Origin of the sequence: Bacillus sp. FSL R5-0820, assembly GCF_038593385.1 — a bacterium.
GTDB classification, from domain to species: Bacteria; Bacillota; Bacilli; order Bacillales; family Bacillaceae; genus Bacillus; species Bacillus altitudinis.
The window spans coordinates 81783-105862 of record NZ_CP151991.1; the positions used below are offsets into that span (position 1 = coordinate 81783).

The 24080-nt window shown below is 46.2% G+C and carries 15 protein-coding genes, 9 tRNA genes and 6 rRNA genes; all 30 read left to right on the forward strand.

What is annotated here, in order from left to right; translation table 11 throughout:
- The 30 genes from NST15_RS00430 to NST15_RS00575 all read left to right on the forward strand — a co-directional run bounded on the left by NST15_RS00430 (position 1) and on the right by NST15_RS00575 (position 24080).
- The gene (locus NST15_RS00430; RefSeq protein WP_008341820.1) at positions 1–777 is read left to right on the forward strand and encodes a type III pantothenate kinase; all 777 of its coding nucleotides are present in this window, start codon (positions 1–3) and stop codon (positions 775–777) included.
- Positions 778–792: 15 nt separating this feature from the next.
- A complete protein-coding gene (hslO, locus tag NST15_RS00435; RefSeq protein ID WP_007496169.1) occupies positions 793–1668 on the forward strand; it encodes an Hsp33 family molecular chaperone HslO in 876 nt (291 codons plus the stop codon).
- A gap of 52 nt (positions 1669–1720) precedes the next feature.
- A complete protein-coding gene (locus NST15_RS00440) occupies positions 1721–2623 on the forward strand; it encodes a peptidyl-prolyl cis-trans isomerase (RefSeq protein WP_025206605.1) in 903 nt (300 codons plus the stop codon).
- Between the two features lie 77 nt (positions 2624–2700).
- Positions 2701–3624, forward strand: a complete 924-nt coding sequence (cysK, locus tag NST15_RS00445; protein ID WP_008341814.1) for a cysteine synthase A — start codon at positions 2701–2703, stop codon at positions 3622–3624.
- Positions 3625–3748: 124 nt separating this feature from the next.
- Positions 3749–5167, forward strand: coding sequence for an anthranilate synthase component I family protein (locus NST15_RS00450; protein WP_342498755.1), 1419 nt, complete (start codon positions 3749–3751; stop codon positions 5165–5167).
- Positions 5168–5180: 13 nt separating this feature from the next.
- Positions 5181–5774, forward strand: a complete 594-nt coding sequence (gene pabA, locus NST15_RS00455; protein ID WP_008341810.1) for an aminodeoxychorismate/anthranilate synthase component II — start codon at positions 5181–5183, stop codon at positions 5772–5774.
- Entirely contained in the window at positions 5771–6619 is an 849-nt protein-coding gene (pabC, locus tag NST15_RS00460) for an aminodeoxychorismate lyase (RefSeq protein WP_035704048.1), read from the forward strand. The genes pabA and pabC overlap by 4 nt, the downstream gene beginning before the upstream one ends.
- A gap of 9 nt (positions 6620–6628) precedes the next feature.
- Positions 6629–7486, forward strand: coding sequence for a dihydropteroate synthase (gene folP / locus NST15_RS00465; protein ID WP_041506532.1), 858 nt, complete (start codon positions 6629–6631; stop codon positions 7484–7486).
- Entirely contained in the window at positions 7479–7841 is a 363-nt protein-coding gene (gene folB, locus NST15_RS00470; RefSeq protein ID WP_035704045.1) for a dihydroneopterin aldolase, read from the forward strand. Before folP ends, folB begins: the two co-directional genes overlap by 8 nt.
- A complete protein-coding gene (folK, locus tag NST15_RS00475) occupies positions 7838–8341 on the forward strand; it encodes a 2-amino-4-hydroxy-6-hydroxymethyldihydropteridine diphosphokinase (protein ID WP_007496156.1) in 504 nt (167 codons plus the stop codon). Before folB ends, folK begins: the two co-directional genes overlap by 4 nt.
- On the forward strand, positions 8293–8526 hold the full coding sequence (locus tag NST15_RS00480) for a helix-turn-helix transcriptional regulator (RefSeq protein ID WP_017366448.1): 234 nt from the start codon (positions 8293–8295) through the stop codon (positions 8524–8526). Before folK ends, NST15_RS00480 begins: the two co-directional genes overlap by 49 nt.
- Entirely contained in the window at positions 8519–9520 is a 1002-nt protein-coding gene (dusB, locus tag NST15_RS00485) for a tRNA dihydrouridine synthase DusB (protein ID WP_035391540.1), read from the forward strand. The genes NST15_RS00480 and dusB overlap by 8 nt, the downstream gene beginning before the upstream one ends.
- 90 nt (positions 9521–9610) lie before the next feature.
- Positions 9611–11110, forward strand: a complete 1500-nt coding sequence (gene lysS, locus NST15_RS00490) for a lysine--tRNA ligase (protein WP_025206611.1) — start codon at positions 9611–9613, stop codon at positions 11108–11110.
- Between the two features lie 342 nt (positions 11111–11452).
- Positions 11453–13001 (forward strand): 16S ribosomal RNA (locus NST15_RS00495).
- A 181-nt stretch (positions 13002–13182) separates the two neighbouring features.
- A 23S ribosomal RNA gene (locus tag NST15_RS00500) occupies positions 13183–16113 on the forward strand.
- A 61-nt stretch (positions 16114–16174) separates the two neighbouring features.
- Positions 16175–16290 (forward strand): 5S ribosomal RNA (gene rrf / locus NST15_RS00505).
- 768 nt (positions 16291–17058) lie between these two features.
- A tRNA-Val gene (locus NST15_RS00510) sits at positions 17059–17134 on the forward strand.
- 33 nt (positions 17135–17167) lie between these two features.
- Positions 17168–17243: transfer RNA gene (locus tag NST15_RS00515), tRNA-Thr, on the forward strand.
- Positions 17244–17280: 37 nt separating this feature from the next.
- Positions 17281–17356: transfer RNA gene (locus NST15_RS00520), tRNA-Lys, on the forward strand.
- Between the two features lie 7 nt (positions 17357–17363).
- Positions 17364–17446, forward strand: a tRNA-Leu gene (locus tag NST15_RS00525).
- Between the two features lie 30 nt (positions 17447–17476).
- Positions 17477–17548 (forward strand) — tRNA-Gly (locus tag NST15_RS00530).
- A 12-nt stretch (positions 17549–17560) separates the two neighbouring features.
- A tRNA-Leu gene (locus NST15_RS00535) sits at positions 17561–17646 on the forward strand.
- Positions 17647–17657: 11 nt separating this feature from the next.
- A tRNA-Arg gene (locus NST15_RS00540) sits at positions 17658–17734 on the forward strand.
- Between the two features lie 7 nt (positions 17735–17741).
- Positions 17742–17818 (forward strand) — tRNA-Pro (locus tag NST15_RS00545).
- A gap of 7 nt (positions 17819–17825) precedes the next feature.
- Positions 17826–17901: transfer RNA gene (locus tag NST15_RS00550), tRNA-Ala, on the forward strand.
- Between the two features lie 127 nt (positions 17902–18028).
- Positions 18029–19577 (forward strand): 16S ribosomal RNA (locus NST15_RS00555).
- A gap of 181 nt (positions 19578–19758) precedes the next feature.
- A 23S ribosomal RNA gene (locus NST15_RS00560) occupies positions 19759–22689 on the forward strand.
- 61 nt (positions 22690–22750) lie between these two features.
- Positions 22751–22866, forward strand: a 5S ribosomal RNA gene (gene rrf / locus NST15_RS00565).
- Together the 16S, 23S and 5S rRNA genes with 9 tRNA genes alongside form the textbook arrangement of a ribosomal RNA operon.
- Before the next feature lie 177 nt (positions 22867–23043).
- Positions 23044–23508 (forward strand): CtsR family transcriptional regulator, encoded by a 465-nt coding sequence (locus NST15_RS00570; RefSeq protein ID WP_003217184.1) that lies wholly within the window; start codon positions 23044–23046, stop codon positions 23506–23508.
- Between the two features lie 14 nt (positions 23509–23522).
- A complete protein-coding gene (locus NST15_RS00575) occupies positions 23523–24080 on the forward strand; it encodes a UvrB/UvrC motif-containing protein (RefSeq protein WP_007496258.1) in 558 nt (185 codons plus the stop codon).

Consider the following 24080-nt stretch of genomic DNA (forward strand, 5'->3'; position numbering starts at 1 on the left):
TTGTTACTCGTGATAGATGTAGGAAACACAAATACCGTTTTAGGTGTTTATCATAATGGCGATTTGAACTACCATTGGCGGATTGAAACAAGCCGTCATAAAACAGAAGATGAATTTGGTATGGCAATCCGATCCTTATTTGACTATGTAGGGCTAATGTTTGACCAGATAGAAGGGATTATCATTTCCTCTGTTGTTCCGCCAATGATGTTTGCTCTGGAAAGAATGTGCGAAAAGTATTTTCACATTACTCCTCAAATCGTTGGACCTGGAATGAAGACTGGATTAAACATTATGTGTGACAATCCAAAGGAAGTCGGCGCTGATCGAATTGTGAACGCAGTGGCGGCCATTCACCTGTATGGGGCGCCTCTCATTGTGGTAGACTTTGGAACAGCCACAACCTACTGCTATATCAATGAACAAAAACAATACATGGGTGGCGCAATTGCACCGGGTATTACCATCTCAACAGAGGCTTTATATACAAGAGCGGCTAAGCTGCCAAGGATTGAAATTGTTCGTCCGGATCATATCGTAGGGAAAAACACGATTAGTGCGATGCAATCCGGCATCCTTTATGGATATGTTGGTCAAGTCGAGGGCATAGTGAAACGGATGAAGCAGCAAGCCAAACAAACACCGAAAGTCATTGCAACAGGCGGTTTGTCTACATTGATTGGAAATGAATCAGACTGTATTGATATTGTCGATCCGTTCCTCACATTAAAAGGACTTCAATTAATTTATGAACGCAATCGTGTCGGTGTATTATAGGAGGGTTTAATCAAAATGGATTATTTAGTTAAAGCGTTAGCATATGACGGGAAAGTCCGTGCGTATGCTGCGAACACAACAGATACAATCAACGAAGCGCAGAGAAGACACCATACGTGGCCAACTGCTTCAGCTGCAATCGGCAGAACCATGACAGCGACTGTCATGATGGGAGCCATGCTGAAAGGCGAGAATAAATTAACTGTCAAAATTGAAGGCGGTGGGCCGATCGGAGCCATCATTGCGGATGGAAACGCAAAAGGTCAGGTGCGCGGATATGTCTCAAACCCACAAGTTCACTTTGATTTAAATGAACATGGGAAGCTGGACGTTAGACGTGCTGTTGGAACATCTGGAACGTTAAGTGTTGTCAAAGATATCGGACTGAAAGACCACTTTACAGGGCAAACAGAAATTGTCTCAGGTGAAATTGGAGATGACTTTACTTATTACCTCGTCTCCTCTGAACAAGTGCCATCCTCTGTAGGTGTGGGTGTTCTTGTCAATCCAGATAACTCGATCCTTGCAGCAGGCGGTTTCATCATTCAATTGCTGCCTGGAACAGAAGATGCAGTCATCGAAAGACTCGAAAAGAGATTATCAACCATTGAACCAATCTCTAAACTGATTGAAAAAGGGATGACTCCTGAAGAAATTTTAGAAGAAGTGCTCGGTGAAAAACCTCAAATTTTAGAAACTGTACCTGTCGAATTTTCTTGTAACTGCTCAAAAGAACGGTTTGCCAACGGTATTATCAGCCTAGGGAAAGCCGAAATTGAGGATATGATTGAACAAGACGGACAAGCAGAAGCTCAATGCCATTTTTGTAACGAAACGTATGTATTTACAAAAGAAGAGCTAGAAGAGCTACGTGAAGAAATAACCCGCTAAGCTCTAAGCAGCGGGTTTTCTTTTTAGAATGGAAAGGAGACGAAAGATGAGACTGAAAGCAAGAGTGGTATGGACATTTATCCTCGTTCTGCTCATGATTAATGCCGTTGTCATTGCATATGTATTAACAAAATCACAAATGTCGCAGGCTTCTTCAAATGGGAAGAGCGGTGAAGAAATTGCTTCTATTGGGAAAGAGAAAGTCACACGTCAAGAATGGTTAAAGAAAATGGAAGACCGCTACGGAAAGGCAACACTTGAACAAATGATCAATCAGAAGGTAGTCAATCAGCTTGCGAAAGAAAACAAGCTGGAGGTATCTTCAAAAGAGATCAATCGTGAGCTGCTGATGCTGAAAGCGGTATCTAATAATTTCTATGAAGACGGTCATACAAGTGAAAAGGAATGGAAAGAGCAGATTCGTTATCAAATTTTATTAGAACAGCTTCTAACGAGAGATGCGGTCGTTTCTGAAAAAGAAGCCAAATCCTTTTATGAAAAAAACAAAGACTTGTATCAATATGATGACTCATACCGAATTCGACACATTGTTGTGAAAACAAAAGACGAGGCACAAAGTGTATTAAAAGATTTAAAGGGCGGATCTAGTTTCGAAGCTGTAGCAGCTGAACGATCCACCGATCGATATACCTCTCCTTACGGCGGAGACCTTGGATTTGTCACAGAAGAGCAAGAAAGCATTCCAGCCCTATACATACAAGAAGCCCAAAAGCTTCAGCCAGATGAATGGACGAAAGAGCCGATCGAGATCAAAAACGGTTATGCCATCATACAATTAAAAGAAAAATTAAATGGCCGCTCCTTCTCTTATGAAGAAGTCAAAGATCAGATCAAAAGGCAGATCGCCATGGAAGATCTGGGTGAAAAGGCGAATGTCAAAACCCTGTGGAAAGAAGCAAAAGTCACATGGTTTTACGATGGAGAGCAGGACTAAAAGCATTGACAAAATTTTTCGAAATTGATAATTTAATATTAATACAATAAAATTACTCGGAGATAGAGGTGTTAGTGATGGCTCGTATTGCAAATTCAGTTTTTGAACTAATAGGAAATACACCAGTCGTTAAATTAAACCGTTTAGTAGATGAAGACAGTGCGGATGTCTACTTGAAACTTGAATATATGAACCCAGGCAGCAGTGTAAAAGATCGTATTGCGTTAGCGATGATCGAAGATGCTGAAGCAAAAGGTACATTAAAAGCTGGTGACACACTCATTGAGCCAACAAGCGGAAACACAGGAATCGGTCTTGCGATGGTCGCGGCTGCAAAAGGAATCAATGCGATTTTAGTTATGCCGGATACAATGAGTCAGGAGCGCCGCAACCTTTTACGCGCTTACGGTGCAGAGCTTGTATTAACACCGGGTGCAGAAGGAATGAAAGGTGCCATCAAAAAAGCAGAAGAATTAGCAGAAGAGCACGGATACTTCATGCCTCAGCAGTTCAGCAATGAAGCCAATGCTGAGATTCACCGCCGCACAACAGGGAAAGAGATTCTTGAACAGTTTGACGGCGACCTTGATGCATTTATTGCAGGAGTTGGTACGGGCGGTACGATTACAGGTGCTGGTGAAGTCCTGAAAGAAGCCATTCCATCTATTCAGCTTTATGCGGTAGAACCAACAGATTCTCCTGTACTATCAGGCGGGAAACCAGGTCCGCATAAAATTCAAGGCATCGGAGCAGGCTTTGTTCCATCTATCTTGAACACAGAAGTATATGACGGCATTATCCAAGTGAAAAACGAAGATGCATTTGAACTTGCAAGAAAGGCAGCGAAAGAAGAAGGAATCCTTGGTGGTATATCTTCAGGAGCAGCCATTTATGCAGCGCTTCAAACAGCGAAGAAGCTTGGTAAAGGGAAAAAGGTTCTAGCGATTATTCCAAGTAATGGTGAACGTTACCTTAGTACGCCGCTTTATCAATTTGATTAAACAATACACCCCAGCATTTGCTGGGGTTTTTTCATGAATTCTGAAGATGGAAAGCAAATACTATTTTCTAATTAAAATGGATTGCATTACAATAAGATTAATGAAAATAAAAAAGGATGATTACATGACACAACGTAGGCCGATGGGCATCAAAATTCCTTTTACGAAAGATGCATTCTTGAAACGATACGAACAATTAACGGCTCATGAATCACATCACGTCCTTCTTGAAAGTGCACGTGGCGGAGAATACAGTATTGCCGGCATTCATCCGATCGCTAAAGCGAAAGGGAAGGACGGGATGACCACCATCCATTATCAGGGTGAGGTGTTTTTCAAAGAGGGAGATCCTTTCAGGGCATTTGCTGATTGGTTTCAAACCCTTCAAACCGAAACGAACGACGAATACCCTGACTTCCAAGGTGGAGCGATTGGATTTTTGAGCTATGATTACGCAAGATATATCGAGCATTTTAAAATGCTGTCCATCGATGATTTGAAGACGCCTGATTTGTATTTCCTCGTATTCAATGATGTCGCTGTCTTTGATCATAATAAAGACGTCCTCTGGCTGATCACTCATACAGAAGGAGACGAACCTGTCAGTGAAGTTCATCAAAGACTCGAAGAATTAAAGCAAAGCTGGACAAGCACATCAGAAGAATCAGCACATTCACCTGTCAACGTGTCTTCTTCGGAATGTGTACCTGCTGCACCTTTTACTGAAGAAGCTTTCGGGGAAGCTGTAGAAACGATTAAACAATATATCGCGAACGGTGACGTGTTCCAAGTGAACCTATCCATTAGACAAGATGAACAGCTTCATACCCACCCATATCATTTATACAAAACATTACGTCACGTGAATCCATCTCCATATATGTCATATCTGCACACGCCAGATTTCCAAATTGTCTGTGGATCTCCAGAGCTGCTTATTAAGAAAAAAGGCATTCAGCTCGAAACAAGACCGATCGCTGGCACAAGATCAAGAGGCAAGGATGATGCGGAAGATCAAGCGCTGGCAAAAGAACTCATTGAAGATGAAAAAGAACGCGCAGAACATGTGATGCTCGTTGATCTTGAGCGGAATGATCTTGGACGAGTGTCTACTTATGGCTCAGTCAAGGTGAACGAATTTATGGCCATTGAGAAATATTCACACGTGATGCACATTGTATCAAATGTCCAAGGGGAGCTGCGTGATGATTGTGATGCAGTAGATGTCATGAGAGCTGTATTCCCAGGCGGCACGATTACAGGTGCGCCAAAAGTGAGAACAATGGAAATCATAGAAGAACTTGAGCCGACAAGGCGTGGGCTTTATACTGGATCTATAGGCTGGTTTGGATTCAATCAAGATATGCATTTTAATATCGTTATTCGTACGGCTTATTGTACAGGGGGCAGAGCCTTCATGCAGTCAGGTGCAGGCATTGTCATCGATTCTGTACCAAAGCACGAATACAAAGAATCGATTAAAAAAGCCTATGCAGTGAAAAAAGCATTACAGTTGAGCAAAGAAGAGACTATTTTGAGTTAGAGGTGAGCAGAGTATGATATTAATGATTGATAATTACGATTCATTTACGTACAACCTGGTCCAGTATTTAGGTGAGCTTGGGGAAGAACTGATTGTAAAACGAAACGATCAAGTCACCATTCAAGAAATCGAAGAGCTCAAGCCAGACTTCCTGATGATTTCTCCAGGACCTTGCAGTCCGGATGAAGCAGGAATTAGTATGGAAGCGATCAAACATTTTGCTGGGAAGATTCCGATCTTCGGTGTCTGTTTAGGTCATCAATCCATTGCACAAGTATTTGGTGGAGATGTCATTCGTGCGGAGCGGTTAATGCATGGGAAAACATCAGAGATTGAACATGACGGCAAAGGTGTCTTCACGGGACTCCAAAATCCGCTCGTCGCAACGAGGTATCATTCATTAATTGTTAAAGACGAGACGCTGCCGGAGTGCTTTGTCAGAACAGCGAGCACAAAGGAAGGCGAACTCATGGCCATTCGCCATAAAGAACTTCCGATTGAAAGTGTTCAATTCCATCCAGAATCGATTATGACGTCCTTCGGTAAAGAAATGCTCAGAAATTTCATTGAAACCTATCGTAAAAAGGGGAATGAAGTAAACGCATGATCATTTACCTGAACGGTCAGTATATAGAGGAGAAAGACGCGACTCTTTCTCCTTTTGATCATGGTTTTCTATATGGCATCGGTGTATTCGAAACATTTACCTCTCTAGCAGGACAAGTCTTCTTGTTAGACTGGCATCTTGAAAGGCTCAATCAATCATTGCGTGACCTTTGCATCGAATCCACAATAGAGAAACCATTTGTACTCGACATCATTCATACATTATTCAAACAAAATCAAATAACGGGCGGTCATGCGAGGATCCGCTTCAATGTTTCTGCGGGCAGAGGCAATGGATTTTCTGCAGACCCTTATGAGGAGCCTGTTGTTTTTGTGATGATCTCCCCATTCCGGCCTGAATCAATAGTAGATGAAAAACAGGGAATCATTCTTGATACAAGAAGAAACACACCGGAAGGTCCAAGACGGCTCAAGTCGCATCATTACATGAACAACCTGCTGGCGAAAAGAGAAGTAGGGAACGACCCGTCGGTAGAAGGGATCTTTTTAACAAAAGAAGACGATGTGGCAGAAGGAATTACGTCAAATCTATTTTGGCGAAAAAAAGATGTGATCTATACACCTTCACTTGATACCGGTATTTTAAACGGGGTTACCCGTCGATATTGTATCGAAACGCTGCAAGCTTCGGGGATCCCACTAATAGAAGGAAGATATCCACTTTCACACTTGCTCTCAGCTGATGAGGCGTGGATGACCAATTCGGTTCAGGGAATTGTGCCTTTTAAAAATATCGGAGACACCGTCCTGCAAAACCACAACCGAACGATTTCGACCAAGCTGAGAACAGAATATACAAAAGCACGTCTAGACTATAAAGAGTAGGTGGACACAATGACACAACAATTGATAAAACAGCCTAAAATCATACAAGCCAAGCACCATACCCTTAGTTATGAAGAAAAGACATTGGTCATGGGCATTTTAAATGTCACACCGGACTCTTTTTCAGATGGAGGAAAATTTAATCAAATTGATAAAGCGCTGGCTCATGCAGCGCAGCTCATAGAAGATGGGGCGCATATTATTGATATTGGCGGTGAATCGACTCGGCCGGGAGCGGCACTTGTCTCAGAGCAAGAGGAGCTTTCAAGGGTCATTCCTGTCATTGAGAAGATCACAAAAGAATTGGACATACCTATTTCTATTGATACGTATAAAGCCCATGTCGCAGATGAGGCAGTGAAAGCGGGAGCCTCAATCATTAATGATGTATGGGGGGCGAAAGCTGATCCTCAAATGGCGCATGTGGCAGCGAAGCACAACGTGCCAATTATCTTAATGCACAATCGACCAGAGCGGAATTACACCCATCTGATTTCAGATATGATTGCAGATCTGAAAGAAAGTGTTCAAATTGTAAAACAAGCGGGTGTCCGTGATGACATGATTATATTAGACCCTGGTGTAGGATTTGCGAAAAATAAAACTGACAACCTCATGGTCATGAATGAACTTGAACATTTTTGCCACCTTGGATATCCGCTGCTTCTAGCAACATCCCGCAAACGATTCATCGGTGCAGTTTTAGACCTGCCGCCTGAAGAACGTACTGAAGGAACGGGTGCGACGGTCTGTCTTGGGATTCAAAAGGGCAGCGCGATGGTCCGAGTGCACGATGTAAAAGAAATCGCAAGAATGGCAAAAATGATGGATGCCATGCTGAATAAAGGAGGCGCTTATCATCGATAAAGTATATGTAAACGGAATGGAATTTTACGGCTATCACGGTGTATTTGCAGAAGAGAATAAACTAGGCCAGCGCTTTCGTGTGGACCTAACAGCTTCACTTGATTTAAGTAAGGCAGGACAAACGGATGACCTAAATGAGACCATCAACTATGCTGAACTCTACAACATCTGCAAAAATATTGTAGAAGGAGACCCAGTGAACCTCGTTGAAACGCTGACGGAAAGAATTGCAAATCAAGTGTTAAAGGACTTTTCGACAGTTCAAGAATGTACAGTAAAAGTAATCAAACCAGATCCGCCAATTCCAGGACACTATCAGTCCGTTGCTATTGAAATGACGAGATCACGCGCATGAACAATACAGCATATATCGCTTTAGGTTCAAACATAGGAAAAAAGGAAACCTACTTAAAAGAAGCTGTCAAAAAACTTCACGAACATCCAGGTGTTCAAGTTGAATCCATTTCATCTATATATGAGACAACACCTGTAGGCTACGAGAATCAGGATGACTTCTTGAACATGGCTGTGAAGATTTCCACCTCGCTTCGTCCTGAAGAACTTCTATCACTGACTCAGAACATTGAGCAGGAGTTGGGCAGAACAAGAGAAGTGAGGTGGGGTCCACGGACAGCTGACCTTGACATTTTACTTTATAATCGTGAAAATATTGAAACAGAACAACTTGTAGTGCCGCATCCTAGAATGTACGAACGTTTATTCGTTCTTGTTCCGATGAGTGAGATTTGCCCAGAAATCGGCGAAGCCCAGATAAACGCCGTAACAGACCAAGAAGGTGTAAGCATATGGAAAAAGACATGTGGGGTAGAAGAATTCGTGCATACCGAAAGCTAAAAGGGTATACTCAGGAAGGGTTCGCCAAAAGACTGGGCATCTCTGTCTCTGTCTTAGGGGAAATTGAGCGAGGCAATCGATTACCAACAAACCAAATGGTTGGTCAAATAGCAGATGCTTTAAATATAACGGTGGAAGAACTTTCACCAATACTTGAAGAGGAAAGGAGGGGACTAGATGTTTAAAATCGGAGATATTGAAATTAAAAACAAAGTAGTGCTCGCACCAATGGCTGGTGTGTGTAACTCTGCTTTCAGACTCACTGTGAAAGAGTTTGGAGCGGGCTTAGTCTGCGCTGAAATGGTCAGTGACAAAGCGATCTTGATTAATAATGCCAGAACGATGGGCATGCTGTACATTGATGAACGTGAAAAACCGTTGAGCCTTCAGATATTTGGGGGAGAAAAGGACACGCTCGTGGAAGCGGCCAAGTTTGTAGACCAGAATACAACGGCGGACATTATTGATATTAATATGGGATGTCCTGTACCAAAGATCACGAAATGTGACGCAGGAGCGAAATGGCTGCTGGATCCAAACAAGATTTACGAAATGGTATCCGCAGTCGTAGATGCTGTAGATAAACCTGTTACGGTGAAAATGAGAATGGGCTGGGACGAAGACCATATCTTCGCTATCGACAATGCCCGTGCTGTTGAACGAGCAGGTGGACAAGCGGTTGCGCTTCACGGACGGACACGTGTGCAGATGTACGAAGGAACAGCGAATTGGGATATTATAAAAGAGGTCAAACAATCTGTTTCCATTCCAGTCATCGGCAATGGAGATGTCAAAACCCCTCAGGATGCAAAACGTATGCTTGATGAAACGGGTGCAGATGCTGTCATGATCGGAAGAGCCGCACTAGGAAACCCGTGGATGATTTACCGGACGGTTCATTATTTAGAAACGGGTGAACTAAAAGAAGAGCCTAATGTGCGTGAGAAAATGTCTGTGTGCAAACTTCACTTAGACAGACTCATAGACCTGAAAGGCGAGCATGTGGCTGTCAGAGAAATGAGAAAACATGCAGCATGGTACTTAAAAGGTGTCCGAGGCAATGCAGATGTAAGAAACCAAATCAATCAAAGTGAAACGAGAGCGGAGCTTGTAAAAGTTCTAGATGACTTTACGATCGAAGCCGAGGCAAAAGAGCTTCAAAGAATAAAAGTAGGATAAGACTATCTTTCTTTTTGTAGCTCACTGCTAGTGCACGTACTGGCAGTTTTTCTGCTTTTCTCTGCAAAATACATTATTGGAGTGATATAAATGAGTAATGAAGGGCTTAATAACGAAGAATTAAATGATCAATTCCAAGTAAGACGTGACAAGATGAATAAAATGAGAGAAGAGGGTATCGATCCATTTGGTGAACGATATGACCGTTCTCATCAATCTGCACAAATTATTGCTGAATATGACGAGTTTTCAAAAGAAGACTTAGAAGAAAAAGCAGCTCAAGTAACAATTGCTGGCCGTATGATGACAAAACGCGGAAAAGGGAAAGCTGGCTTTGCACACATTCAAGACTTAGAAGGACAAATTCAAATCTATGTACGTAAAGATAGTGTAGGAGAAGAAGCTTACGAATTATTCAAAAGCTCGGACCTAGGCGATATTATCGGTGTGACGGGAACCGTATTTAAAACGAATGTAGGAGAACTTTCAATTAAAGCGACTAGCTTTGAGGTTCTGACAAAAGCACTTCGCCCGCTCCCTGATAAATATCACGGACTAAAAGATGTAGAACAACGCTATCGTCAGCGTTACCTTGACTTGATTGTCAATCCAGAAAGTAAGCAGACGTTCATCATGCGAAGCAAAATCATTCAATCAATGAGAAGATACTTAGATTCAAAAGGATACCTAGAAGTTGAAACACCAACAATGCATAGCATCCCTGGTGGTGCATCAGCTCGTCCTTTCATTACTCATCACAATGCACTTGATATGCCGCTTTATATGCGTATTGCGATCGAGCTGCATTTAAAACGTCTAATTGTCGGTGGTCTAGAGAAAGTATACGAGATTGGTCGCGTATTCCGTAATGAAGGAGTCTCAACTCGTCATAACCCGGAATTTACTATGATTGAGCTGTATGAAGCATATGCAGACTATAAAGACATCATGAACCTAACGGAAAACTTGATTGCTCATATTGCCCAAGAGGTACTAGGAACAACAACGATTCAATATGGAGAAGATGAAATTGATCTAAAACCTGAATGGAAGAGACTCCATATGGTTGAAGCAGTCAAAGAAGCGACAGGTGTAGACTTCTGGCAAGAGATGTCTGTAGAAGAAGCAAAACAGCATGCTGCTGATCACGGTGTTGAAATCACAAAAAACATGACAGTAGGTCATATTATCAATGAGTTCTTCGAGCAAAAAGTAGAAGAAACACTGGTTCAGCCTACTTTTATTTACGGGCACCCAGTCGAGATTTCTCCATTAGCTAAGAAAAATCCTGAAGACCCGCGCTTCACGGACCGCTTTGAGCTATTCATCGTGCGCCGCGAGCATGCAAATGCATTCACCGAGCTGAATGATCCAATCGACCAAAGAGAACGCTTTGAAGCTCAATTAAAAGAACGTGAAGAAGGAAATGACGAAGCGCATCTCATGGATGACGATTTTGTTGAAGCATTAGAATATGGCATGCCGCCAACAGGCGGACTAGGAATCGGTATCGACCGATTAATCATGCTGCTAACAAATTCTCCATCAATCAGAGATGTACTGCTTTTCCCGCAAATGAGAAACCGTTAATACATCAACAAAAGCGCCATTTGATCTGTGGCGTTTTTTATTTTTCATAAAATGAAACTTTTTTTAAAAAAACTATTGCAAGAAAAGAATCCAGATGGTATATTATTATTCGTTGCCGCAAAACAGCAACGAGGTTGAAAAAAGAAAATGAAAAAAAGTTCTTGACTTCAACCGAAGAAAAATGTTAAGATATTAAAGTCGCTTACGAGCGATAACGAAGATGATCTTTGAAAACTAAACAAGACAAAACGTACCTGTTAATTCGAGTTTTTATAAAAAATCCTATGATACATCATAGGTAGTCAGTCAAACTGGCGAAAAGCAAAACTTCGGTTTTGTACTTTTTCGGAGAGTTTGATCCTGGCTCAGGACGAACGCTGGCGGCGTGCCTAATACATGCAAGTCGAGCGGACAGAAGGGAGCTTGCTCCCGGATGTTAGCGGCGGACGGGTGAGTAACACGTGGGTAACCTGCCTGTAAGACTGGGATAACTCCGGGAAACCGGAGCTAATACCGGATAGTTCCTTGAACCGCATGGTTCAAGGATGAAAGACGGTTTCGGCTGTCACTTACAGATGGACCCGCGGCGCATTAGCTAGTTGGTGAGGTAACGGCTCACCAAGGCGACGATGCGTAGCCGACCTGAGAGGGTGATCGGCCACACTGGGACTGAGACACGGCCCAGACTCCTACGGGAGGCAGCAGTAGGGAATCTTCCGCAATGGACGAAAGTCTGACGGAGCAACGCCGCGTGAGTGATGAAGGTTTTCGGATCGTAAAGCTCTGTTGTTAGGGAAGAACAAGTGCAAGAGTAACTGCTTGCACCTTGACGGTACCTAACCAGAAAGCCACGGCTAACTACGTGCCAGCAGCCGCGGTAATACGTAGGTGGCAAGCGTTGTCCGGAATTATTGGGCGTAAAGGGCTCGCAGGCGGTTTCTTAAGTCTGATGTGAAAGCCCCCGGCTCAACCGGGGAGGGTCATTGGAAACTGGGAAACTTGAGTGCAGAAGAGGAGAGTGGAATTCCACGTGTAGCGGTGAAATGCGTAGAGATGTGGAGGAACACCAGTGGCGAAGGCGACTCTCTGGTCTGTAACTGACGCTGAGGAGCGAAAGCGTGGGGAGCGAACAGGATTAGATACCCTGGTAGTCCACGCCGTAAACGATGAGTGCTAAGTGTTAGGGGGTTTCCGCCCCTTAGTGCTGCAGCTAACGCATTAAGCACTCCGCCTGGGGAGTACGGTCGCAAGACTGAAACTCAAAGGAATTGACGGGGGCCCGCACAAGCGGTGGAGCATGTGGTTTAATTCGAAGCAACGCGAAGAACCTTACCAGGTCTTGACATCCTCTGACAACCCTAGAGATAGGGCTTTCCCTTCGGGGACAGAGTGACAGGTGGTGCATGGTTGTCGTCAGCTCGTGTCGTGAGATGTTGGGTTAAGTCCCGCAACGAGCGCAACCCTTGATCTTAGTTGCCAGCATTTAGTTGGGCACTCTAAGGTGACTGCCGGTGACAAACCGGAGGAAGGTGGGGATGACGTCAAATCATCATGCCCCTTATGACCTGGGCTACACACGTGCTACAATGGACAGAACAAAGGGCTGCGAGACCGCAAGGTTTAGCCAATCCCACAAATCTGTTCTCAGTTCGGATCGCAGTCTGCAACTCGACTGCGTGAAGCTGGAATCGCTAGTAATCGCGGATCAGCATGCCGCGGTGAATACGTTCCCGGGCCTTGTACACACCGCCCGTCACACCACGAGAGTTTGCAACACCCGAAGTCGGTGAGGTAACCTTTATGGAGCCAGCCGCCGAAGGTGGGGCAGATGATTGGGGTGAAGTCGTAACAAGGTAGCCGTATCGGAAGGTGCGGCTGGATCACCTCCTTTCTAAGGATATATGGAGCAGCGTGCGTTTTCGTCTTGTTTAGTTTTGAAGGATCATTCCTTCAAACATGTCTCTAGCGAGACAGGATTGTTCTTTGAAAACTAGATAACAATAAGTAATACATTCACATTGAATGCAATGCAAAGTTCATCACACATAGTGATTCTTTCTAAAGTAAGAAATGGTTAAGTTAGAAAGGGCGCACGGTGGATGCCTTGGCACTAGGAGCCGATGAAGGACGGGACGAACACCGATATGCTTCGGGGAGCTGTAAGCAAGCTTTGATCCGGAGATTTCCGAATGGGGAAACCCACTGCTCGTAATGGAGTAGTATCCATACTTGAATACATAGAGTATGAGAAGGCATACCCGGGGAACTGAAACATCTAAGTACCCGGAGGAAGAGAAAGCAAATGCGATTCCCTGAGTAGCGGCGAGCGAAACGGGAACAGCCCAAACCAAGAGGCTTGCCTCTTGGGGTTGTAGGACACTCTATACGGAGTTACAAAGGAACGATATAAGCGAAGAGGTCTGGAAAGGCCCGCCAAAGAAGGTAACAGCCCTGTAACTGAAATGTTGTTCTCTCCAGAGTGGATCCTGAGTACGGCGGAACACGTGAAATTCCGTCGGAATCCGGGAGGACCATCTCCCAAGGCTAAATACTCCCTAGTGACCGATAGTGAACCAGTACCGTGAGGGAAAGGTGAAAAGCACCCCGGAAGGGGAGTGAAATAGATCCTGAAACCGTGTGCCTACAAGTAGTCAGAGCCCGTTAACGGGTGATGGCGTGCCTTTTGTAGAATGAACCGGCGAGTTACGATCCCGTGCAAGGTTAAGCAGAAGATGCGGAGCCGCAGCGAAAGCGAGTCTGAATAGGGCGCATGAGTACGTGGTCGTAGACCCGAAACCAGGTGATCTACCCATGTCCAGGGTGAAGTTCAGGTAACACTGAATGGAGGCCCGAACCCACGCACGTTGAAAAGTGCGGGGATGAGGTGTGGGTAGGGGTGAAATGCCAATCGAACCTGGAGATAGCTGGTTCTCTCCGAAATAGCTTTAGGGCTAGCCTCAAGGTAAGAGTCTCGGAGGTAGAGCACTGATTGGACTAGGGGCCCCTACCGGGTTACCGAATTCAGTCAAACTCCGAATGCCGATGACTTATCCTTGGGAGTCAGACTGCGAGTGATAAGATCCGTAGTCGAAAGGGAAACAGCCCAGACCGCCAGCTAAGGTCCCAAAGTATACGTTAAGTGGAAAAGGATGTGGAGTTGCTTAGACAACCAGGATGTTGGCTTAGAAGCAGCCACCATTTAAAGAGTGCGTAATAGCTCACTGGTCGAGTGACTCTGCGCCGAAAATGTACCGGGGCTAAACGTATCACCGAAGCTGCGGACTGTTCTTACGAACAGTGGTAGGAGAGCGTTCTAAGTGCAGTGAAGTCAGACCGGAAGGACTGGTGGAGCGCTTAGAAGTGAGAATGCCGGTATGAGTAGCGAAAGACGGGTGAGAATCCCGTCCACCGAATGCCTAAGGTTTCCTGAGGAAGGCTCGTCCGCTCAGGGTTAGTCGGGACCTAAGCCGAGGCCGAAAGGCGTAGGCGATGGACAACAGGTTGATATTCCTGTACCACCTCCTCACCATTTGAGCAATGGGGGGACGCAGGAGGATAGGGTAAGCGCGGTATTGGATATCCGCGTCCAAGCAGTTAGGCTGGGAAATAGGCAAATCCGTTTCCCGTGAAGGCTGAGCTGTGATGGCGAGCGAAATTTAGTAGCGAAGTTCCTGATTCCACACTGCCAAGAAAAGCCTCTAGCGAGGTGAGAGGTGCCCGTACCGCAAACCGACACAGGTAGGCGAGGAGAGAATCCTAAGGTGATCGAGAGAACTCTCGTTAAGGAACTCGGCAAAATGACCCCGTAACTTCGGGAGAAGGGGTGCTTCTTAGGGTGTTAAAGCCCCGAGAAGCCGCAGTGAATAGGCCCAGGCGACTGTTTAGCAAAAACACAGGTCTCTGCGAAGCCGTAAGGCGAAGTATAGGGGCTGACGCCTGCCCGGTGCTGGAAGGTTAAGAGGAGCGCTTAGCGTAAGCGAAGGTGCGAATTGAAGCCCCAGTAAACGGCGGCCGTAACTATAACGGTCCTAAGGTAGCGAAATTCCTTGTCGGGTAAGTTCCGACCCGCACGAAAGGCGCAACGATCTGGGCACTGTCTCAACGAGAGACTCGGTGAAATTATAGTACCTGTGAAGATGCAGGTTACCCGCGACAGGACGGAAAGACCCCGTGGAGCTTTACTGCAGCCTGATATTGAATGTTGGTACAGCTTGTACAGGATAGGTAGGAGCCTTGGAAACCGGAGCGCTAGCTTCGGTGGAGGCATCGGTGGGATACTACCCTGGCTGTATTGACCTTCTAACCCGCTGCCCTTATCGGGCAGGGAGACAGTGTCAGGTGGGCAGTTTGACTGGGGCGGTCGCCTCCTAAAATGTAACGGAGGCGCCCAAAGGTTCCCTCAGAATGGTTGGAAATCATTCGCAGAGTGTAAAGGCACAAGGGAGCTTGACTGCGAGACCTACAAGTCGAGCAGGGACGAAAGTCGGGCTTAGTGATCCGGTGGTTCCGCATGGAAGGGCCATCGCTCAACGGATAAAAGCTACCCCGGGGATAACAGGCTTATCTCCCCCAAGAGTCCACATCGACGGGGAGGTTTGGCACCTCGATGTCGGCTCATCGCATCCTGGGGCTGTAGTCGGTCCCAAGGGTTGGGCTGTTCGCCCATTAAAGCGGTACGCGAGCTGGGTTCAGAACGTCGTGAGACAGTTCGGTCCCTATCCGTCGCGGGCGCAGGAAATTTGAGAGGAGCTGTCCTTAGTACGAGAGGACCGGGATGGACGCACCGCTGGTGTACCAGTTGTTCTGCCAAGGGCATCGCTGGGTAGCTATGTGCGGACGGGATAAGTGCTGAAAGCATCTAAGCATGAAGCCCCCCTCAAGATGAGATTTCCCATTCCGCAAGGAAGTAAGATCCCTGAAAGATGATCAGGTTGATAGGTCTGAGGTGGAAGCGTGGTGACACGTGGAGCTGACAGATACTAATAGATCGAGGACTTAACCTATATTCTAATGTGAAAAATGAACATTGTTATCTAGTTTTGAGAGAACATTCTCTCCATCAGGTTTGGTGGCGATAGCGAAGAGGTCACACCCGTTCCCATACCGAACACGGAAGTTAAGCTCTTCAGCGCCGATGGTAGTTGGGGGTTTCCCCCTGTGAGAGTAGGACGCCGCCAAGCTTGTCAAAGGATCAGTTCCAATCGGAACTGGTCTTTTTTGTGTTTCAATAAATGATATATCTATTTATAATGAAAATAGTGGTCTTTCACTACATTCTCAATAACTCATTCATTTCATCCCCTTCACTGGAATTCTAGACATTCTATAATATTCTTATCATCCAATCTCGTCGCTCGCTCATCTTGCTAAGAGTCAACATATCTAAAAAGGATCTTCTCCTCTGGCAACCATATGTAGCGAACTGCGCTTGCTGCTAGATCATTGAAACCTACATAAGAGAGCAAAGGGCATCTTGGATTGCTAATGAGAGAGAAGATGAAGATTTGAGTTAAGCACTACAATGTTTGATGAAGCAAAGGAACATTGAGACGAATTTTTGAAAAATGACCATGATCAATTTAATATAAAGCAATTATACAAAAATGGTTTCTCGGAAAAATAAAATAATAAAAAAATTCGTTTCTAAATGCACGTTATCTGAGGATATAAGGAATAAAACAAACATTTTTCAGCTTTAAAAGAGCTGTTTTTACATTGAAAAAGCGCTATTAATGCCCTTTTTAACAAAAAAACATAAAAAAATGAAAAAAAGACTTTTAAAATGAAGAGACAAGTGGTAAACTTCTTTAGGTGCCTTAACGAAAAGGTTTGAAAAAACAGATTTAAAATAAATTCAAAAATTATTTTAAAAAAGTCTTTACAAACAATATCTTATCGTTATATAATACTATTTGTCAGATCGAGAGACATTCGAAACGACACAATATGGAGGATTAGCTCAGCTGGGAGAGCATCTGCCTTACAAGCAGAGGGTCGGCGGTTCGAGCCCGTCATCCTCCACCATATTTATTCTTACATAATGTTAGGATAGATAAAGCCGGTGTAGCTCAACTGGTAGAGCAACTGACTTGTAATCAGTAGGTTGGGGGTTCAAGTCCTCTTGCCGGCACCACTTTCATATGGTAAGATAGACAAGTCGCTTTAAAAGCGAGCCATTAGCTCAGTTGGTAGAGCATCTGACTTTTAATCAGAGGGTCGAAGGTTCGAGTCCTTCATGGCTCACCATTTTTATGCGGGTGTGGCGGAATTGGCAGACGCGCTAGACTTAGGATCTAGTGTCTTTATGACGTGGGGGTTCAAGTCCCTTCACCCGCATTGCCAAACAACATAAAGAAATCCTGTAATGCGGAAGTAGTTCAGTGGTAGAACACCACCTTGCCAAGGTGGGGGTCGCGGGTTCGAATCCCGTCTTCCGCTTATACCATCCACGCCGGGGTGGTGGAATTGGCAGACACACAGGACTTAAAATCCTGCGGTAGGTGACTACCGTGCCGGTTCAAGTCCGGCCCTCGGCATTATAAAATAAGCGCCCGTAGCTCAATTGGATAGAGCGTTTGACTACGGATCAAAAGGTTAGGGGTTCGACTCCTCTCGGGCGCGCCATTAAGATCGGGAAGTAGCTCAGCTTGGTAGAGCACTTGGTTTGGGACCAAGGGGTCGCAGGTTCGAATCCTGTCTTCCCGACCATCTTTATGGGGCCTTAGCTCAGCTGGGAGAGCGCCTGCCTTGCACGCAGGAGGTCAGCGGTTCGATCCCGCTAGGCTCCACCAATATGATCTTTGAAAACTAAACAAGACAAAACGTACCTGTTAATTCGAGTTTTTATAAAAAAATCCTATGATACATCATAGGTAGTCAGTCAAACGCTGACGAAAAACAAAACTTCGGTTTTGTACTTTTTCGGAGAGTTTGATCCTGGCTCAGGACGAACGCTGGCGGCGTGCCTAATACATGCAAGTCGAGCGGACAGAAGGGAGCTTGCTCCCGGATGTTAGCGGCGGACGGGTGAGTAACACGTGGGTAACCTGCCTGTAAGACTGGGATAACTCCGGGAAACCGGAGCTAATACCGGATAGTTCCTTGAACCGCATGGTTCAAGGATGAAAGACGGTTTCGGCTGTCACTTACAGATGGACCCGCGGCGCATTAGCTAGTTGGTGAGGTAACGGCTCACCAAGGCGACGATGCGTAGCCGACCTGAGAGGGTGATCGGCCACACTGGGACTGAGACACGGCCCAGACTCCTACGGGAGGCAGCAGTAGGGAATCTTCCGCAATGGACGAAAGTCTGACGGAGCAACGCCGCGTGAGTGATGAAGGTTTTCGGATCGTAAAGCTCTGTTGTTAGGGAAGAACAAGTGCAAGAGTAACTGCTTGCACCTTGACGGTACCTAACCAGAAAGCCACGGCTAACTACGTGCCAGCAGCCGCGGTAATACGTAGGTGGCAAGCGTTGTCCGGAATTATTGGGCGTAAAGGGCTCGCAGGCGGTTTCTTAAGTCTGATGTGAAAGCCCCCGGCTCAACCGGGGAGGGTCATTGGAAACTGGGAAACTTGAGTGCAGAAGAGGAGAGTGGAATTCCACGTGTAGCGGTGAAATGCGTAGAGATGTGGAGGAACACCAGTGGCGAAGGCGACTCTCTGGTCTGTAACTGACGCTGAGGAGCGAAAGCGTGGGGAGCGAACAGGATTAGATACCCTGGTAGTCCACGCCGTAAACGATGAGTGCTAAGTGTTAGGGGGTTTCCGCCCCTTAGTGCTGCAGCTAACGCATTAAGCACTCCGCCTGGGGAGTACGGTCGCAAGACTGAAACTCAAAGGAATTGACGGGGGCCCGCACAAGCGGTGGAGCATGTGGTTTAATTCGAAGCAACGCGAAGAACCTTACCAGGTCTTGACATCCTCTGACAACCCTAGAGATAGGGCTTTCCCTTCGGGGACAGAGTGACAGGTGGTGCATGGTTGTCGTCAGCTCGTGTCGTGAGATGTTGGGTTAAGTCCCGCAACGAGCGCAACCCTTGATCTTAGTTGCCAGCATTTAGTTGGGCACTCTAAGGTGACTGCCGGTGACAAACCGGAGGAAGGTGGGGATGACGTCAAATCATCATGCCCCTTATGACCTGGGCTACACACGTGCTACAATGGACAGAACAAAGGGCTGCGAGACCGCAAGGTTTAGCCAATCCCACAAATCTGTTCTCAGTTCGGATCGCAGTCTGCAACTCGACTGCGTGAAGCTGGAATCGCTAGTAATCGCGGATCAGCATGCCGCGGTGAATACGTTCCCGGGCCTTGTACACACCGCCCGTCACACCACGAGAGTTTGCAACACCCGAAGTCGGTGAGGTAACCTTTATGGAGCCAGCCGCCGAAGGTGGGGCAGATGATTGGGGTGAAGTCGTAACAAGGTAGCCGTATCGGAAGGTGCGGCTGGATCACCTCCTTTCTAAGGATATATGGAGCAGCGTGCGTTTTCGTCTTGTTTAGTTTTGAAGGATCATTCCTTCAAACATGTCTCTAGCGAGACAGGATTGTTCTTTGAAAACTAGATAACAATAAGTAATACATTCACATTGAATGCAATGCAAAGTTCATCACACATAGTGATTCTTTCTAAAGTAAGAAATGGTTAAGTTAGAAAGGGCGCACGGTGGATGCCTTGGCACTAGGAGCCGATGAAGGACGGGACGAACACCGATATGCTTCGGGGAGCTGTAAGCAAGCTTTGATCCGGAGATTTCCGAATGGGGAAACCCACTGCTCGTAATGGAGTAGTATCCATACTTGAATACATAGAGTATGAGAAGGCATACCCGGGGAACTGAAACATCTAAGTACCCGGAGGAAGAGAAAGCAAATGCGATTCCCTGAGTAGCGGCGAGCGAAACGGGAACAGCCCAAACCAAGAGGCTTGCCTCTTGGGGTTGTAGGACACTCTATACGGAGTTACAAAGGAACGATATAAGCGAAGAGGTCTGGAAAGGCCCGCCAAAGAAGGTAACAGCCCTGTAACTGAAATGTTGTTCTCTCCAGAGTGGATCCTGAGTACGGCGGAACACGTGAAATTCCGTCGGAATCCGGGAGGACCATCTCCCAAGGCTAAATACTCCCTAGTGACCGATAGTGAACCAGTACCGTGAGGGAAAGGTGAAAAGCACCCCGGAAGGGGAGTGAAATAGATCCTGAAACCGTGTGCCTACAAGTAGTCAGAGCCCGTTAACGGGTGATGGCGTGCCTTTTGTAGAATGAACCGGCGAGTTACGATCCCGTGCAAGGTTAAGCAGAAGATGCGGAGCCGCAGCGAAAGCGAGTCTGAATAGGGCGCATGAGTACGTGGTCGTAGACCCGAAACCAGGTGATCTACCCATGTCCAGGGTGAAGTTCAGGTAACACTGAATGGAGGCCCGAACCCACGCACGTTGAAAAGTGCGGGGATGAGGTGTGGGTAGGGGTGAAATGCCAATCGAACCTGGAGATAGCTGGTTCTCTCCGAAATAGCTTTAGGGCTAGCCTCAAGGTAAGAGTCTCGGAGGTAGAGCACTGATTGGACTAGGGGCCCCTACCGGGTTACCGAATTCAGTCAAACTCCGAATGCCGATGACTTATCCTTGGGAGTCAGACTGCGAGTGATAAGATCCGTAGTCGAAAGGGAAACAGCCCAGACCGCCAGCTAAGGTCCCAAAGTATACGTTAAGTGGAAAAGGATGTGGAGTTGCTTAGACAACCAGGATGTTGGCTTAGAAGCAGCCACCATTTAAAGAGTGCGTAATAGCTCACTGGTCGAGTGACTCTGCGCCGAAAATGTACCGGGGCTAAACGTATCACCGAAGCTGCGGACTGTTCTTACGAACAGTGGTAGGAGAGCGTTCTAAGTGCAGTGAAGTCAGACCGGAAGGACTGGTGGAGCGCTTAGAAGTGAGAATGCCGGTATGAGTAGCGAAAGACGGGTGAGAATCCCGTCCACCGAATGCCTAAGGTTTCCTGAGGAAGGCTCGTCCGCTCAGGGTTAGTCGGGACCTAAGCCGAGGCCGAAAGGCGTAGGCGATGGACAACAGGTTGATATTCCTGTACCACCTCCTCACCATTTGAGCAATGGGGGGACGCAGGAGGATAGGGTAAGCGCGGTATTGGATATCCGCGTCCAAGCAGTTAGGCTGGGAAATAGGCAAATCCGTTTCCCGTGAAGGCTGAGCTGTGATGGCGAGCGAAATTTAGTAGCGAAGTTCCTGATTCCACACTGCCAAGAAAAGCCTCTAGCGAGGTGAGAGGTGCCCGTACCGCAAACCGACACAGGTAGGCGAGGAGAGAATCCTAAGGTGATCGAGAGAACTCTCGTTAAGGAACTCGGCAAAATGACCCCGTAACTTCGGGAGAAGGGGTGCTTCTTAGGGTGTTAAAGCCCCGAGAAGCCGCAGTGAATAGGCCCAGGCGACTGTTTAGCAAAAACACAGGTCTCTGCGAAGCCGTAAGGCGAAGTATAGGGGCTGACGCCTGCCCGGTGCTGGAAGGTTAAGAGGAGCGCTTAGCGTAAGCGAAGGTGCGAATTGAAGCCCCAGTAAACGGCGGCCGTAACTATAACGGTCCTAAGGTAGCGAAATTCCTTGTCGGGTAAGTTCCGACCCGCACGAAAGGCGCAACGATCTGGGCACTGTCTCAACGAGAGACTCGGTGAAATTATAGTACCTGTGAAGATGCAGGTTACCCGCGACAGGACGGAAAGACCCCGTGGAGCTTTACTGCAGCCTGATATTGAATGTTGGTACAGCTTGTACAGGATAGGTAGGAGCCTTGGAAACCGGAGCGCTAGCTTCGGTGGAGGCATCGGTGGGATACTACCCTGGCTGTATTGACCTTCTAACCCGCTGCCCTTATCGGGCAGGGAGACAGTGTCAGGTGGGCAGTTTGACTGGGGCGGTCGCCTCCTAAAATGTAACGGAGGCGCCCAAAGGTTCCCTCAGAATGGTTGGAAATCATTCGCAGAGTGTAAAGGCACAAGGGAGCTTGACTGCGAGACCTACAAGTCGAGCAGGGACGAAAGTCGGGCTTAGTGATCCGGTGGTTCCGCATGGAAGGGCCATCGCTCAACGGATAAAAGCTACCCCGGGGATAACAGGCTTATCTCCCCCAAGAGTCCACATCGACGGGGAGGTTTGGCACCTCGATGTCGGCTCATCGCATCCTGGGGCTGTAGTCGGTCCCAAGGGTTGGGCTGTTCGCCCATTAAAGCGGTACGCGAGCTGGGTTCAGAACGTCGTGAGACAGTTCGGTCCCTATCCGTCGCGGGCGCAGGAAATTTGAGAGGAGCTGTCCTTAGTACGAGAGGACCGGGATGGACGCACCGCTGGTGTACCAGTTGTTCTGCCAAGGGCATCGCTGGGTAGCTATGTGCGGACGGGATAAGTGCTGAAAGCATCTAAGCATGAAGCCCCCCTCAAGATGAGATTTCCCATTCCGCAAGGAAGTAAGATCCCTGAAAGATGATCAGGTTGATAGGTCTGAGGTGGAAGCGTGGTGACACGTGGAGCTGACAGATACTAATAGATCGAGGACTTAACCTATATTCTAATGTGAAAAATGAACATTGTTATCTAGTTTTGAGAGAACATTCTCTCCATCAGGTTTGGTGGCGATAGCGAAGAGGTCACACCCGTTCCCATACCGAACACGGAAGTTAAGCTCTTCAGCGCCGATGGTAGTTGGGGGTTTCCCCCTGTGAGAGTAGGACGCCGCCAAGCTTGTCAAAGGATCAGTTCCAATCGGAACTGGTCTTTTTTGTGTTTTTGGGACGTTTGGCACCAGATAAATGTGGAAATAATATTGTTAGTTGAGCGATTATCTTGAAAAATCGATCGAAAAAATTTATAGTAAGATTAAAGTCAAATATAGTCAAAGTCAATGGAGGAGGAGGCGGAGTGGCACAAAATATTTCTGATATCATCGAGCAGTATTTGAAGGAAGTCTTGGATCAGAATGGTCGAGAAATATTAGAAATTAAACGCAATGAAATTGCAGATAAGTTTCAATGCGTACCTTCACAAATTAACTATGTTATCAATACACGCTTTACGAGCGAAAGAGGTTATATCGTCGAAAGTAAGCGTGGCGGCGGTGGCTATATCCGTATCATTAAAGTCAAAATGAATGATGAAGTCGATTTATTGAACAACATTATTTCCCAAATATATCATCGTTTATCACAGGCTGCATCTGATCATATCATCATGCGTCTTGTTGAGAACAACATTTTATCCGAAAGAGAAGCAAAGATGATGATTAGTGTCATGGACCGTTCTGTTTTACACATTGATTTACCTGAACGAGATGAACTGCGGGCTCGGATGATGAAAGCGATGTTGAATGCTTTGAAATTAAAGTAAAGCGGGTGAAAAGATTGATTTGTCAAGAATGCAATGAGAGACCAGCCACTTTTCACTTTACGAAAGTAATAAATGGAGAAAAACAAGAAATGCACATATGTGAACAATGTGCAAAAGAAAACAGTGATTCATATGCTATGAGTGGAAACCAAGGTTTCTCGATTCACAACTTATTATCAGGCTTATTGAATATTGATCCTAGCTTTACCACAAGTGCGAATAAAGGATCATCTATTTTTCAAGAGGCAAGAGAAGTGGATCAATGTCCTAAGTGTGGCTTAACTTTTCAGCAATTCAGGAAAACAGGCCGTTTTGGCTGTGCAGAATGTTATCGAACCTTTGATCAGTATTTAAATCCTGTTTTAAGGAAAGTCCATAGTGGAAATACAGTCCATAATGGAAAAGTCCCTAAACGGATTGCTGGCAGTCTGCATGTTCGCCGGAAACTTGAGTTAATGCAGCAAGAACTGAAGCAGCTGATTGAACAGGAAGAGTTTGAAAAAGCAGCGGAAGTTCGAGATCAAATTCGTGCATTAGAGCATGAGCAATCTCAGCAGAGGGAGGGAGATTAA

Bases quoted from the DNA above. Each gene is read 5' to 3' on its own strand.
- hslO (WP_007496169.1), top strand. From the start codon at position 793: ATGGATTATTTAGTTAAAGCGTTAGCATATGACGGGAAAGTCCGTGCG.
- cysK (WP_008341814.1), top strand. From the start codon at position 2,701: ATGGCTCGTATTGCAAATTCAGTTTTTGAACTAATAGGAAATACACCA.
- NST15_RS00450 (WP_342498755.1), top strand. From the start codon at position 3,749: ATGACACAACGTAGGCCGATGGGCATCAAAATTCCTTTTACGAAAGAT.
- pabA (WP_008341810.1), top strand. From the start codon at position 5,181: ATGATATTAATGATTGATAATTACGATTCATTTACGTACAACCTGGTC.
- pabC (WP_035704048.1), top strand. From the start codon at position 5,771: ATGATCATTTACCTGAACGGTCAGTATATAGAGGAGAAAGACGCGACT.
- folP (WP_041506532.1), top strand. From the start codon at position 6,629: ATGACACAACAATTGATAAAACAGCCTAAAATCATACAAGCCAAGCAC.
- folK (WP_007496156.1), top strand. From the start codon at position 7,838: ATGAACAATACAGCATATATCGCTTTAGGTTCAAACATAGGAAAAAAG.
- NST15_RS00480 (WP_017366448.1), top strand. From the start codon at position 8,293: ATGGAAAAAGACATGTGGGGTAGAAGAATTCGTGCATACCGAAAGCTA.
- dusB (WP_035391540.1), top strand. From the start codon at position 8,519: ATGTTTAAAATCGGAGATATTGAAATTAAAAACAAAGTAGTGCTCGCA.
- lysS (WP_025206611.1), top strand. From the start codon at position 9,611: ATGAGTAATGAAGGGCTTAATAACGAAGAATTAAATGATCAATTCCAA.